Source organism: Leifsonia sp. 1010 (genome assembly GCF_031455295.1).
GTDB lineage: Bacteria > Actinomycetota > Actinomycetes > Actinomycetales > Microbacteriaceae > Leifsonia.
This window is the reverse complement of the sequence record NZ_JAVDSL010000001.1, coordinates 1,533,332-1,545,800: the sequence shown is the minus strand read 5'-3', so window position 1 is coordinate 1,545,800 and position 12,469 is coordinate 1,533,332. Positions and strand designations below refer to the sequence as shown.

Annotated in this window: 11 protein-coding genes; 3 read left to right on the top strand and 8 right to left on the bottom strand. The window is 70.8% G+C overall.

What is annotated here, in order from left to right:
* Positions 1–2: 2 nt before the first annotated feature.
* Positions 3–695 (bottom strand): PhzF family phenazine biosynthesis protein, encoded by a 693-nt coding sequence (locus tag J2Y42_RS07565; RefSeq protein ID WP_020075710.1) that lies wholly within the window; start codon positions 693–695, stop codon positions 3–5.
* A gap of 58 nt (positions 696–753) precedes the next feature.
* Between J2Y42_RS07565 and J2Y42_RS07560 the strand changes: the two genes are divergently transcribed.
* Complete coding sequence (locus tag J2Y42_RS07560; protein ID WP_309856444.1) at positions 754–978, top strand: three-helix bundle dimerization domain-containing protein; 225 nt, start codon at positions 754–756, stop codon at positions 976–978.
* A gap of 27 nt (positions 979–1,005) precedes the next feature.
* Here J2Y42_RS07560 and J2Y42_RS07555 read toward each other — a convergent pair whose 3' ends face one another.
* Complete coding sequence (locus tag J2Y42_RS07555) at positions 1,006–2,490, bottom strand: NAD-dependent succinate-semialdehyde dehydrogenase (RefSeq protein ID WP_309856441.1); 1,485 nt, start codon at positions 2,488–2,490, stop codon at positions 1,006–1,008.
* A complete protein-coding gene (gene gabT, locus J2Y42_RS07550; RefSeq protein ID WP_309856438.1) occupies positions 2,487–3,848 on the bottom strand; it encodes a 4-aminobutyrate--2-oxoglutarate transaminase in 1,362 nt (453 codons plus the stop codon). The genes J2Y42_RS07555 and gabT overlap by 4 nt, the downstream gene beginning before the upstream one ends.
* 91 nt (positions 3,849–3,939) lie before the next feature.
* Between gabT and J2Y42_RS07545 the strand changes: the two genes are divergently transcribed.
* Positions 3,940–5,391: a PucR family transcriptional regulator gene (locus J2Y42_RS07545; RefSeq protein WP_309856434.1), complete on the top strand. Its 1,452-nt coding sequence runs from the start codon at positions 3,940–3,942 to the stop codon at positions 5,389–5,391.
* 101 nt (positions 5,392–5,492) lie between these two features.
* Positions 5,493–6,416 carry an aldose 1-epimerase family protein gene (locus tag J2Y42_RS07540; protein WP_309856432.1) on the top strand — a complete coding sequence of 308 codons (924 nt, stop codon included), beginning with the start codon at positions 5,493–5,495 and terminating at the stop codon, positions 6,414–6,416.
* A 143-nt stretch (positions 6,417–6,559) separates the two neighbouring features.
* Here the strand turns inward: J2Y42_RS07540 and J2Y42_RS07535 are convergent, their stop codons facing one another.
* The 5 genes from J2Y42_RS07535 to J2Y42_RS07515 all read right to left on the bottom strand — a co-directional run bounded on the left by J2Y42_RS07535 (position 6,560) and on the right by J2Y42_RS07515 (position 12,460).
* Entirely contained in the window at positions 6,560–8,170 is a 1,611-nt protein-coding gene (locus J2Y42_RS07535) for an alpha-amylase family glycosyl hydrolase (protein ID WP_309856430.1), read from the bottom strand.
* A 56-nt stretch (positions 8,171–8,226) separates the two neighbouring features.
* Entirely contained in the window at positions 8,227–9,237 is a 1,011-nt protein-coding gene (locus J2Y42_RS07530; RefSeq protein WP_309856428.1) for a LacI family DNA-binding transcriptional regulator, read from the bottom strand.
* Positions 9,238–9,268: 31 nt separating this feature from the next.
* Complete coding sequence (locus J2Y42_RS07525; protein ID WP_309856426.1) at positions 9,269–10,129, bottom strand: carbohydrate ABC transporter permease; 861 nt, start codon at positions 10,127–10,129, stop codon at positions 9,269–9,271.
* Positions 10,126–11,067 carry a carbohydrate ABC transporter permease gene (locus J2Y42_RS07520; RefSeq protein WP_231918941.1) on the bottom strand — a complete coding sequence of 314 codons (942 nt, stop codon included), beginning with the start codon at positions 11,065–11,067 and terminating at the stop codon, positions 10,126–10,128. The genes J2Y42_RS07525 and J2Y42_RS07520 overlap by 4 nt, the downstream gene beginning before the upstream one ends.
* Before the next feature lie 70 nt (positions 11,068–11,137).
* On the bottom strand, positions 11,138–12,460 hold the full coding sequence (locus tag J2Y42_RS07515; protein WP_309856421.1) for an ABC transporter substrate-binding protein: 1,323 nt from the start codon (positions 12,458–12,460) through the stop codon (positions 11,138–11,140).
* Between the last annotated feature and the right edge of the window lie 9 nt (positions 12,461–12,469).

The window sequence follows — 12,469 nt, the reverse complement described above, 5'->3', positions numbered from 1 at the left end:
TGCTAGAGCGTCGCCTCGATGGTGCGGTCATAGACCGTGCTCCCGCCGACTCGGATGCGGCCGTCGCCGAGCGGCTCGGTCGCCAGCTGCGACCCCTCGCCCTGCAGGATGCTGAGCGGCCGCCCCAGGCGCGCCGTCAGCGCGATGGCCGCCGCGCCCGTCGCTTCATCTTCGATGATGCCCATGTCCGGCGCGAACATCCGCGAGCGCAACGTGCCCGCGGCCTCGTCGATCCACGCGTAGGCGTAGTGGTGGCCGGAGGTGAACGCGAACGGGTCGAGCGCATCCACGTCCTCCGGCGACTGCAACTCGAGCCACTCGAAGGTGGGCGCCCACTCGGCTCGGGCGGTGATCCACGCGGTGTCGTCGTCGACGGTGGCCTCGACATCCCCCGCCGGCTCCCGCAGCACATCGACCGGGGTCCGCTGATCGGACAGCCACCAGGCCGTGCCGACACTCGGGTGGCCCGCGAACGGCAGCTCCCGCGCCGGCGTGAAGATGCGGATCGTGGCGGCGCGCCCCGCCTCATCCAGCGCATCCACGAACACGGTCTCGCTGAACCCGAGCGCGTTGGCGATGTCCTGCTCGCGGGACGCGGTGGCCGGCGAGCTCGTGATGATGCCGAGCTCGTTGCCGTTACGGCCGCTCTCGTTCGTGAACACGCGAACGACGACTACTTCGATGGTCTCATCCATGGCATCAGCCTGGCAGAAGGCCTCCACTTCGTTAACCCGGCGGGTGCATAATCGCGCCATGACGATCGACGACCGCCAGAACGCCAACGAAGAGGACCTCGCCGTCGAGCACGCCGCCGAGCGGCTCGCCGAACGCTATCCCGAGGTGCCGCGCGAGCGCATCGACGAGCTGGTCGAGAAGCACCACGAGGAGTTCGACGGGGCGCCGGTCCGCGACTTCGTGCCTGTCCTGATCGAGCACGACGTCAAGCAGGAGCTGAACGCAGAAGAGCGCGCCGACTGATCGGCGCGCTCTCCCACGTCATCCAGGTCAGGCCGGGATCAGCGTGTATTTCGTGCTGAGGTACTCGTGGATGCCCTCCAGGCCGCCCTCGCGGCCCAGGCCCGACTGCTTCACACCGCCGAACGGCGCCGCAGCGTTCGACACCAGCCCCGTGTTGAGGCCCATCATCCCGGTGTCGATGCGGTCGATCATCCGCTGGCCGCGGGCGAGGTCCTGGGTGAACACGTAGCCGACGAGGCCGTACTCGGTGGAGTTCGCCGCGGCCACCGCCTCGTCTTCGGTCGAGAAGGTGGTGATCGCGAGGATCGGCCCGAAGATCTCCTCGCGGAGGATCTCGCTGCCAGGCTGCACATCCACGATCACGGTCGGCTCGAAGAAGCAGCCGTCGCCCTCCGGCGCGGCACCGCCGGTGAGCACGCGGGCACCGCGGCCCACCGCATCCTCGACCAGGGCCGACATGGATGCGACGGCACGGTCGTCGATCAGCGGCCCGATGGTGACGCCCTCCTCGGTGCCGCGACCGATCCGCAGCGCCTCCACCTTCTCGGTGACCCGGCGGGCGAACTCGTCGGCGACCGACTCGTGCACGATGAACCGGTTCGCGGCGGTGCAGGCCTGGCCGATGTTGCGGAACTTCGCGAGCATCGCGCCCTCGACCGCCTTGTCCAGGTCGGCGTCGCCGAACACGACGAACGGCGCGTTTCCGCCGAGCTCCATCGACGTGCGCAGGACGTTCTGACCGGCCTGGGCGAGCAACGACCGGCCCACAGGGGTGGAGCCCGTGAACGACAGCTTCCGCAGCCGCGGGTCGGCGATGATCGGCTCGGAGACCGTGCGCGCCGTGCTCGTCGGGATGACGTTCACGACGCCGGCGGGCACTCCCGCGTCGGCGAGCAGCTGCGCGAAGAACAGCGTGGTCAGGGGCGTCAGCTCGGCGGGCTTCACCACGACCGTGCAGCCGGCGGCGAGCGCCGGCGCGATCTTCCGGGTGGCCATGGCGAGCGGGAAGTTCCACGGGGTGATCAGAAAGCACGGGCCGACCGGGCGCTGCGAGACGACCATCGTGCCGGTGCCCTCGGGGTTCTGGCCGAAGCGGCCGGAGATGCGCACCGCCTCCTCCGAGAACCAGCGTAGGAACTCGCCGCCGTAGGTGACCTCGCCGTTCGCCTCGGCGAGCGGCTTGCCCATCTCGAGCGTCATCAGCAGGGCGAAGTCGTCGCGGCGCTCCTGCAGCAGGTCGAAGGCGCGGCGGAGGATCTCGGCGCGGACGCGGGGCGCGGTGGCGGCCCACTCGTCGGCTGCCGCGACCGCCGCATCCAGGGCGCGCACCCCGTCGGAGGGATCGGCGTTGGCGATGCGCTTGATGACGCGTCCGGTGGCCGGGTCCTGCACCTGGATCGGATCGCGTGAGCCCGCCTCCCAGCGGCCCGCGATGAACAGGCCGTCGGGCACGCGGGCGAGCAGCTCGGCCTCGCGTGCGGTCAGCTCAGCGGTGGTGTCGACGATGGTCATGCGCCCGCCACCGCCTCGGCAACGACGTCCAGGCCCTCGATGAGGAGGTGGTCCGGGATGCTGAGCGGCGGGAGGAAGCGGATCACGTTGCCGTAGGTGCCGCAGGTGAGCAGCACGACACCCGCCGCGTGTGCGGCCGCGGCGACCTTCGCGGTGAGCGCGGCATCCGGCTCACCCGTGGCGGGGTCGACGAGCTCGATCGCGACCATCGCACCGCGGCCGCGCACCTCGGCGACGCGGGCGTCCGCGTCGCGCAGGGCGCCCAGCTTCTCGAACAGGATGTCGCCGATCTGCCGGGCGCGGGCTGCGAGGTCCTCCTGCTCGTAGGTCTCGATGGCCGCGAGCGCGGCGACGCAGGCGAGCGGGTTGCCGCCGTAGGTGCCGCCGAGGCCACCGACCTGCGGGGCGTCCATGATCTCGGCGCGGCCGGTGACGGCGGACAGCGGGAGACCGCCCGCGATCCCCTTCGCGGTGACGATGAGGTCGGGGACGATGCCGAACTGCTCGGACGCGAACATGGTGCCGGTGCGAGCGAAGCCGGTCTGCACCTCATCCGCGATGAAGACGACGCCGTTCGCGTTCGCCCAGTGCTGCAGGGCGGGGAGGAAGCCGTCGGCCGGGACGATGAAGCCGCCCTCGCCCTGGATGGGCTCGATGATGAGCGCGGCCAGGTTGGATGCGCCGATCTGCTTCTCGATCATGGTGATGGCGCGCTTGGCCGCCTCTGCGCCGGAGAGGCCGCCGTCGCGCAGCGGGTAGCTGAGCGGTGCGCGGTAGATCTCCGGGGCGAACGGCCCGAAGCCGTTCTTGTACGGCTGGTTCTTGGCGGTGAGGCCCATCGTGAGGTTCGTGCGGCCGTGATACGCGTGGTCGAACGCGACGACGGCCTGCTTGCCCGTGTAGTGGCGGGCGATCTTGACCGCGTTCTCGACGGCCTCCGCACCCGAGTTGAAGAGGGCGCTGCGCTTGGCGAAGTCGCCGGGCGTCAGCCGGTTGAGCGCCTCGGCCACGTCGACGTACGAGTCGTACGGCGCGACGGTGAAGCAGGTGTGGGTGAAGGCCGCGACCTGGGCGGTGACGGCGTCCACGACGCGCGGGGCGGCGTTGCCCACGCCCGTCACCGCGATGCCGGAGCCGAAGTCGATGAGGGAGTTGCCGTCCACATCCACCAGCACGCCGCCTCCCGCTGCGACGGTGTAGACGGGGATGGTGGTGCCGACGCCGGCGGCGACGGCCTGCGCCTTGCGCTCGGCGCGCTTACGCGACTCGGGGCCGGGGATCGGGGTGACGAGCCGGCGCTCCTGCGGGAGCGAGGGTCCGCCGACGGGGGTGTCGATGGCGGTGTCGAGGATGGTCATGAGTCGAATGTAAGAAGTCGGCGCGAACCGCGACCTGGACGCGACGTACAATCGCAGCGTCAGGGATCGACACCCTGGCAGATGGAGCACGATGCCCGCCACCCTCACCCAGCTGCTCGCGCGCGGCGAGCTCGGCCTGCGCCTGCTGACCCCCGCCGGAGTGGGCGACCCGGATGCGCCGCTGGCGTGGGCGCACAGCTCGGACCTGCCCGACCCGACGCCCTTCCTGTCGCGCGGCCAGGTGCTCCTGGTGACCGAGCCGCCGGAGGACGCCGACCCGTACGTCGGCCGGCTGGCCGAGCACGGCATCGCGGCGCTGGGCTTCGGCACGGAGGTGGTCCGTGACGGGGCGCCGGCAGCGCTCGTCGACGCGTGCACCCGTCACGGCCTCCCGCTTTTCGAGGTGCCCTATCGGACGCCGTTCATCGCCGTGGCGCGGTTCGTGGCGGACCGGGTCGCCGCCGATGCGTACGCGCGCAGCACGTGGGCCCTGCGAGCGTCGCGGGCGATCTCGCTCGCGGCGCTGCGGCCCGACGCGCTCGGGGCGGTGCTGTCCGAACTGTCGCGGCAGATCGAGCGGCCGGTGGCGCTCGTCGGCGGCGACGGCGCTGTGGCGCGCAGTTACCCGTCGGGTGCACTCGACGCACGGGCCCGCAGGGCCCTCGCGGACGCCGCCGACCCGCTGCTGCGGAGCGGCCGTCGCGCGGCGGGCACGGTCGGGACCGACGCCGGACCGTTCGCCCTGCAGACCCTCGGCGCCGCGGGGCGCCTCCGCGGCGTCCTGGCCGTCGGTTCGGACGGGTTGGATGCCGCGGCCCAGCAGGTGGTGACCGGCGTCGTCGCCCTCGCCGGGCTGGCGCTCGAGCAGTCGCGGGCGGCCGATGCGGCGCGGGAGCGCCTTCGAACGGCGGTGTGGCGTGCCCTGCTCGCGGGCGATCTGGGGGTCGCCGCGTCCGTCGCCGAGCCGGTGCTGGGGGCGCTCCCCGCGGCACCGCTGCGCCTCGCCGTGCTGACCGGCCCGGCGATCGCCGCCGCGCTCGACTGGCTGGAGACCAACGCATCCGGCTTCTTCGCACGGGAGGGCGCGGACCTCCTGGTGCTCGGCGACGACGACGCGGCCTCGGCCATCGCGGTGCGGTTCGACCTGCGCGGTGGCCTGTCGGCTCCGACCGAACTGGATGCGCTGCCCGCCGCGCTGGAGCAGGCGAACGCGGCGCGGGGCCGAGCGACCGCCGATGACCCCATCCCCTCGTTCGAAGACGTGGCGGGAGCCGGGATGCTGGCGCTGCTGCACACGCCGGACGCCCGCGCGGTGGCGCAGAGCGCACTCCGGCCGCTGACCGCGGCCGACCCGACGCTGCCGGGCGTCCTGCGCACCTGGCTCGACTCGGACGGCGTGTACGACGTCGCCGCCCGCAAGCTCGGCATCCACCGACACACCCTGCGGGCGCGCGTCGCCGAGGCGGAGCGTCTGCTCGGTCGCGACCTGACCTCCTTCGCCGCCCGCGCCGACTTGTACGCCGCCCTCCGGGCCTCCGCCTGACCCAAGCCGACAGCTCCTGAGTTTTTCGCCCTTTCGCGCCTCATTCGCCCGAAAAACTCAGGAACTGTTGGCTTGGGTGCATCGTTGGAGAGAATGGGCGGATGAGCACACCCATCTCCGGTACCCACTTCGGCCTCACGGCGGGCGACTACCACGCGACCATCGCGTCGGTCGGCGCCACCCTGCGGACGCTCCAGTTCGACGGACGCGACCTCGTCGTCCCGTTCGAGGCCGACGAGGTGCGACCCGCGTTCCGCGGCGCCACCCTCGCACCCTGGCCGAACCGGGTCGTCGACGGCCGCTACACGTTCGACGGCGACGAGCAGCAGCTCGCGCTCACCGAGCCGTCCCGCGGCCACGCCCTCCACGGCCTGGCGGCGTGGCTCGACTTCGTCGCCGTCGATCGCGGCGCGGACAGCGTGACGCTCGCGGCGACCATCGAGGCGCAGGCCGGCTACTCGCACCGGGTGGAGGTGACGGTCGCGTTCTCGCTCGACGAGGAGGGCCTGCACACGACGGTGACCGGGACGAACACCGGCCCGACGCGCGCACCGTGGGGCACCGGCCCGCACCCGTACCTCGTCGCGGGCGACGGGCGCGTCGACGACTGGACCCTGTCGCTCCCCGCCGACCAGGTGCTCACCGTCACCGAGGACCGCCTGATCCCGACCGGCCTGGCCGACGTCGCCACCGAGCAGAACGGCGACTGGGACTTCCGCACGCCCCGGACCATCGGCGACACGTTCATCGACCACGCCTTCACGGGCCTCAGCCGCTCGGCGGACGGCGCGGCCGTCGTCCGTGTCACGACCGCGGAGGGCACCGGAGTGGAGCTCGCCTGGGGCGAGGACTGCCCGTGGGTGCAGATCCACACGGCCGACCAGCCCGTCCCCGAGCTGAACCGACTCGGACTGGCGGTCGAGCCGATGACGTGCCCGCCGGACGCCTACAACTCGGGCACCGACCTCATCGTGCTCGAACCGGGCGCATCGGCCACCGCATCCTGGACCATCCGCGCCGTCTAGCGAAGGCCGTCCAGGGGAAGAAGGTGCGCGCGGCCTTCCACGACGGGCCGCGCGCACTGCGATGCTAGGCGGAGCCGGCCGTCGGCAACGCTGTACGCGGTGTCGAGCGGGTCATCCCGCCGTCGACACTCCGTCGGATGCGCTCACAGGGACAGCCACGCGAAGCCGTACGGGCCGAGCACCCGGCCGTCCCATCCCTCCGCGAGCGGCGCCTCCGGCTCGCCCCCGAGGTCGAGGTGACGGCCGAGATCGAGCTCGACGGACTCGTCCGACAGGTTGTGCAGGGTGAGGAGCCCGTCCCGGCGCAGGGCGAGGACGGAGGGGGCGCCGATGTCGTGCGCGGTCCATCCGGCCGCGCCCGCGCCCTTCGACCGGCGGAGGTCTGAGATCCTCCGCACGAGGGTCAGCAGCGACGCCGGATCGTCCTCCTGAGCCCGGACGTTGACCTCCCGGAACCCGTACGGCCCGTCCACCTGGGCCGGCAGGGTGAGCGGCGACTCCTCCGCGCTCGTGAACCCGCCCCACCGGGAGTCGTCCCACTGCATCGTGGTCCGCGCCGCCCCGCGCCCCTCGATGCTCAGGTCGTCGCCGACCCCGAGCTCCTGCCCGGCGAGCAGCAGCGGGACGCCCGGGAGCGCGTACAGCAGGCTCAGCGTCATCCGCACCCGTTGCTCCGGCTGCATCATCGGAGCCCAGCCGCGCCGGATTCCGCGGCCGTAGATCAACATGGAGGGGTCGGGCGCGAAGTGCTCGAACGCCTCCTTCCGCTCGTCGTCGCTCAACTGCTGAAGGTCGAGTTCGTCGGCGTTGTGCACGAAGTTGAGGCGCGCATCGGGCGGGATGGTGTCGTCCAGCCGTCGCAGCGCATCCACGAGCGGCTGCGCCCGGCCGCGCGTGAGCGCCAGGATGAGGGAGTTGTTCAGTGTGAAGTCGATGACCGCCTCGAAGCGGCCGCGTTCGACGAGGGCCGCCATGAGTTCGGGCGACTCGTCCGCCTCGGCGATCAGCGCCACATCCTCCTTGACCTCGCGGAGTCGCGCGCGCAGCCGATCGAAGAACGAGCCGTCGTCCACGTCCGTGTCCGGCCGGCCTTTTCCCTGCACGATCAGCAGGGCGGCGTCGATGCGGAAGCCGTCGACGCCGATGCCCAGCCAGTAGCCGAGCACCCGCACGATCTCCTCGAACACGTCCGGGTCCGTCGCGTTCAGGTCCGGCTGGAACGCGTAGAACTGGTGGTGGTAGTACCTGCCGGCGCGGGGCTCGTACGCCCAGACGGCGTCGTCCTCCCCCGGGAACATCGGATGGTCGCCCGGCTCGACCGAGTCGTCCTCACTCCAGATGAAGAAGCGTCCCGCCGTGGAGTCCGGGGCGTCGACCGCCGCACGGAACCAGCCGTGCCGGTCGGAGGTGTGGTGAAGCACCGCGTCGATGAGCACGCGCATCCCCCGCTCGTGCGCCGCGTCGAGGAAGGCGCGCAGGCTGTCGAGGTCTCCGAACCGCGGGTCGACCGCGAGATGGTCGTCCACGTCGTACCCGTTGTCCCGCCGGGCGCTGGGATAGAACGGCAGCAGCCAGATCCAGGTCACCCCGAGCGAGGCGACGTAGTCGAGGTGCTCGATCGCCCCCGCGAAGTCGCCGAACCCGTCGCCGTCGCCGTCCGCGAACCGCGACAGGTCGAGTCCGTACACCAGCTCGCCGGGGTCGCCGGCCCAGGCGCCCGTCCAGCCGTCGGTGGTGGCAGCAGTGTTCGTCATGCTCCAGTCATACGCTCCCGGGATCTGGTCGGGCCGCGACCGGCATCGCCGGGCCGTCAGGCGGGCGGCGGCGCCGTGCTCTCGCGGATGACGACGGTCGGGCGCTCCGAGGAGAACTTCCGTACCTTGCCGCCCGCGATCACGCCCTCGAGCAGGTCGTAGGCGCGGGAGCCGAGCCCGACGAAGTCCTGGTCCACCGTGGTCAGCGGCGGGCTCCACATCCGGGCGAGCGGATGGTCGTCGAACCCGACCACGCTGACGTCCTGCGGCACGCGTTTGCCCTTCTCCACGAGACCGCGGATGACTCCCATCGCGATCTCGTCGTTTCCGCAGAACACGGCGGTGACGGACGGGTCGTCGGCGAGGGCGCGTCCGATCTCGCGCCCGGACTCCGGCTCCCACGTCGCGTCGACCGGCGGGGGAACCGGGGCTCCGTGGGCGGTCAGCGCCCGCTTCCAGCCGGTCGTGCGGCCGTCCTCCTTGCGTGACGGCGGCACGCGCACGTGATGGACGGTCGAGTGGCCGAGCTCCAGGAGGTAGTCGACGACCTCTTCCGCGGCGTCCGCCTCGGCGAGCACCGCCTGGGGAACCCCCGACTCGCGGACGCCGGAGATCGACACGGTCGGGATGGACTTCGGAAGCCGATGAAGCGCCGCCACTCCCGGCGGGTCGAATTTGAGCACGACGACCCCGGCGATCGGCTGATCGAGTACGAGCGACACGGCCCCGTCGACGGTCTCATCGTCGGCGGACTCCACCACGGTGATGCTCACGGTGTAGCCGGCCGCGCGGGCGCGCTCCTCGATGCCGCGGATCGTCTCGGCGTACCCGTACCGGGAGGTGTTGCCGGCGATCACGGCGATGAGCCGCGGCTGGCGGGCCACCAAGGCGCGGGCCGCGGCGGAGGGACGGAAGTCGAGCTCCCGGATCGCCTCCATGACGCGTGAGCGCTTCTCGTCGGACACGTACGCGGCGCCGTTGAGGACGCGCGACACCGTCGGGACCGAGACGCCGGCGCGGCGCGCGACGTCGCTGATCACGGGCGGTTTCGGCGCGTTGTTCGGCATCGCCCTCAGCATAGCCACGCGCCCCGCTCCGTCACTTCACGGCCCCGCTGGTGATGCCCGAGATGATGCGGCGCTGCATCACCGTGAAGGTGATCAGCAGCGGAAGGCTCATCAGGATGATGTAGGCGAAGATCAGGTGCCAGTTCTGCAGGTACAGACCGGCGCTGGCGACCTGGTAGAGGTTCAGCGGGAGGGTGTCGAGCCGTCCCCCGACAACGAACAGCGCGTAGAACACGTCGTTCCAGATGTAGAGGCAGATGAGGATCGTCGCCGTCGCGAGCGTCGGGGTCAGGAGCGGCAGGATGACACGGAAGAACACCTTCACCGGGCCGGCGCCGTCGACGCGCGCCGCCTCCTCCAGTTCGACCGGGATGGTGCGGACGAAACCCGTCACGAAGAAGATGACGGTCGACATGTACATGCCCATGTAGACGCCGATCATCCCGACGGCCGTGCCCGCGAGCCCCAGCTGGCGGAGCAGGAGCACGATGGTCACGACCGCGGGCGGGAGCACGATCCCGCTGATGCCGAGGGCGTAGACGAACGAGATCGCGCGCCCGCGCCGTCGGCCCAGGATCCACGACGCCATCGCGCCGAGGAGGAGGACGCCGAACACCGACGGCACCATGACGAGCAGGCTGCCGAAGAAGGCGGGGACCATGCGTCCCTGGTCCAGGACGGTCGCGAAGTTCTGCAGCAGGTGCCAGCTGGTCGGCAGCGCCAGGCTGGGGTTGAGGGCCTCGGCCTGGTCTTTTCCCGCGGTCACGACGACCAGCCAGAAGGGGATGCCGAGCAGGAGCACGACCAGCAGGATGGCGACGATCGGCTGGACGACGCGCGACGGCTTCAGGGTCCGGCGGCGACGGCGGGTGGCGGAGGCGAGCGCGCTCACAGCACGTTCTCCCTTCTGCGGAGGAAGTAGATGACCGGGAAGGCCAGGACCGTCACCATGAGGAACAGGGTGAGGCTCATGGTGGTCGCCTGCGCGAACAGCCCCTGCCCGAACGTGCGGAAGATGAAGATGTTGAGCAGCTCCGTCGTGCCGCCCGGGCCGCCTCCCGTCGTCGCCTGGACGATGTCGAAGCCGTTCATCGAGCCGAGCAAGGCGGTCGCGACGTTGAACGTCACGGCGGGGGCGAGGAGGGGGAACCGGATGGTGCGGAACGTCGTCCACCAGCCGGCGCCGTCGAGGCGGGCGGCCTCCAGGATGTCCTCGTTGATGGTCTTGAGGCCGGCAAGGTAGATCAGCATGGAGAGGCCCATCCACTTCCACGCGTGGATGAGGGCGACGACGACGATGGTCCAGGTGGTGCTGCCGAGCCAGGCGATGGACACGTGCTGCCCGGTGACGAAGCCGAGGATCTGGTTGAGCGCGCCCTCGGGCTTCAGCATCGCCTGGAAGATGTAGCCGACGGCGAGCGCCGACATCACGACGGGGACGAAGAAGGCGACGCGCGCGAAGCGGTTGATCGGGGTGTCGCGCTCCAGCACGAGCGCGAGGACCAGGCCGAACACGTTCTGGAACACGGCGACGAGGATGGCGTAGACGAGCGTGATCCGCAGGTCGTTCAGCAGGCTGCCGTTGGTGAAGAGGGCGGCGAAGTTGTCGGTGCCGACGAAGCCGATGTCGCTGTGGAAGCTGGACCAGTTCGTGAACGCGTACACGAAGTTGAAGATCGTCGGGACGAAGAAGAAGACGATCAGGACGAGGAGCGCGGGCACCAGGAACCAAGCGGGGTGGTCCTGCCGTCGGCGGCCTCGCGGTCGCGGCGCACTCGGGCGGGCCGTCGGCGCGGCCGCGGGGGCGGGCGGGGCGAGTTGGGCGGTCACGGTGTCTGCCTTTCTGCGAGTGGTCGGGAAGCGCCGGGGCGGGGGGGGGGCCCGCCCCGGCGCCCGTCGGCTAGAAGCCCTTGACTCCCTGCGCCTTCGCGAGCTGTGCGAACTGCGCCTGTGTCGCCTCTGCCACCTGGACCGGGGTCTTCGTCCCCTGGATCATGTCGGCGAGGTTCAGGTACAGGTCGGGGTTCGCGACGGCGAGCGCCTGCATCGAACCGACCGACCCGTCGAGGGATGCGGCCACATCGGTGAGGGCGGTGGGGACGGTGCTGGGGGTGTCGACGCCTGTGATCAGGGACACGGTCGACTGCGCCTTCACGAAGTCGGCGTACCCGTCTCCGAGCCAGTAGCTGAGGAACTGGCGGGCGGCGGCCTCCCGCTTGCTGTCACCGGTCTTGAAGGCGACGAGGGCGTTCGACTGGTCCGGGATGTACGTGCCGACGTTGCCCTTCGGCGAGATCGGGAAGAAGCCGATCTTCTTGTTCAGCTCCTCGGTGTTGGAGGTGGCCTGCAGCTCGCCGAAGAACGAGTTGACCTGCATCGCCATGGCCGCCTTGCCGCCGAGCAGGGCGTTCCCCTGGTCGACGAATGTCGCGGTCTTGATGTCGGAGTTGAACAGCCCCTGCTGGATCAGCTTCTGATAGTTGTCGATCGCGCCCTGGATGGTCGGGTCGGTGAACTTCTCCTCGTTCTTGTTCACCTTGTCCCAGAGGCCGTCCTTGGCGGCGTCGGCCAGCTGCGCCTGCACCCACCACTGGGTGGCCCACTTGTCGCCGCCCATCTCGTAGAAGGGGTCGACTCCCTTGGCCTTCAGCTGCTCGGCGAGGGCGATGAACTCGTCCCAGTTCTTCGGGGTGGTGGTGATCCCGTTCTGCGAGAACACCTCCTTGTTGTAGTAGACGCCGATGACGGCCGGGGTGGTCACCAGGGCGGCGTAGCGCGTGCCGTCGAGCGTGCCCGTCATGTCGGCGAGGTTGCCCGTGTAGTTCTTCACCCAGGGAGCGCCTTCGAGCGACTGCAGGTTCTGCGTCGCGTTGAGCGCGGTGAGCTCGGACGCGGTGGGCTGCCAGAAGGCGAGATCCGGCTTGTCACCCGTCGCGACCTTGGTCTGTACGCCCTGCTCGTACGGGTCGGGGATGGTGACGACCTTCACCTTCGCGCCGGTCAGCTTCTCGAAGCCCGTGATCACGCTCTCGGGGGTCTTGTTCGAGTTCTGCGCGGCCCAGATGGTGAGGTCGACGCCGTCGAGTTTGGTGTCCTGCGCCGGCCACGACGCGCTGCCCGCGCTGCCGCCTCCGGATCCGGGGTCGCTGCACCCCGACAGCACGAGCGCCGCGGCGGCGGCGATGGCCGCGATCGAGGCGGCTCCCTTCCAAGCGATCTTCATTGAACTGCT

Coding starts and splice junctions, on each gene's coding strand:
- J2Y42_RS07565 (WP_020075710.1), bottom strand. CDS start 695: ATGGATGAGACCATCGAAGTAGTCGTCGTTCGCGTGTTCACGAACGAG.
- J2Y42_RS07560 (WP_309856444.1), top strand. CDS start 754: ATGACGATCGACGACCGCCAGAACGCCAACGAAGAGGACCTCGCCGTC.
- J2Y42_RS07555 (WP_309856441.1), bottom strand. CDS start 2,490: ATGACCATCGTCGACACCACCGCTGAGCTGACCGCACGCGAGGCCGAG.
- gabT (WP_309856438.1), bottom strand. CDS start 3,848: ATGACCATCCTCGACACCGCCATCGACACCCCCGTCGGCGGACCCTCG.
- J2Y42_RS07545 (WP_309856434.1), top strand. CDS start 3,940: ATGCCCGCCACCCTCACCCAGCTGCTCGCGCGCGGCGAGCTCGGCCTG.
- J2Y42_RS07540 (WP_309856432.1), top strand. CDS start 5,493: ATGAGCACACCCATCTCCGGTACCCACTTCGGCCTCACGGCGGGCGAC.
- J2Y42_RS07535 (WP_309856430.1), bottom strand. CDS start 8,170: ATGACGAACACTGCTGCCACCACCGACGGCTGGACGGGCGCCTGGGCC.
- J2Y42_RS07530 (WP_309856428.1), bottom strand. CDS start 9,237: ATGCCGAACAACGCGCCGAAACCGCCCGTGATCAGCGACGTCGCGCGC.
- J2Y42_RS07515 (WP_309856421.1), bottom strand. CDS start 12,460: ATGAAGATCGCTTGGAAGGGAGCCGCCTCGATCGCGGCCATCGCCGCC.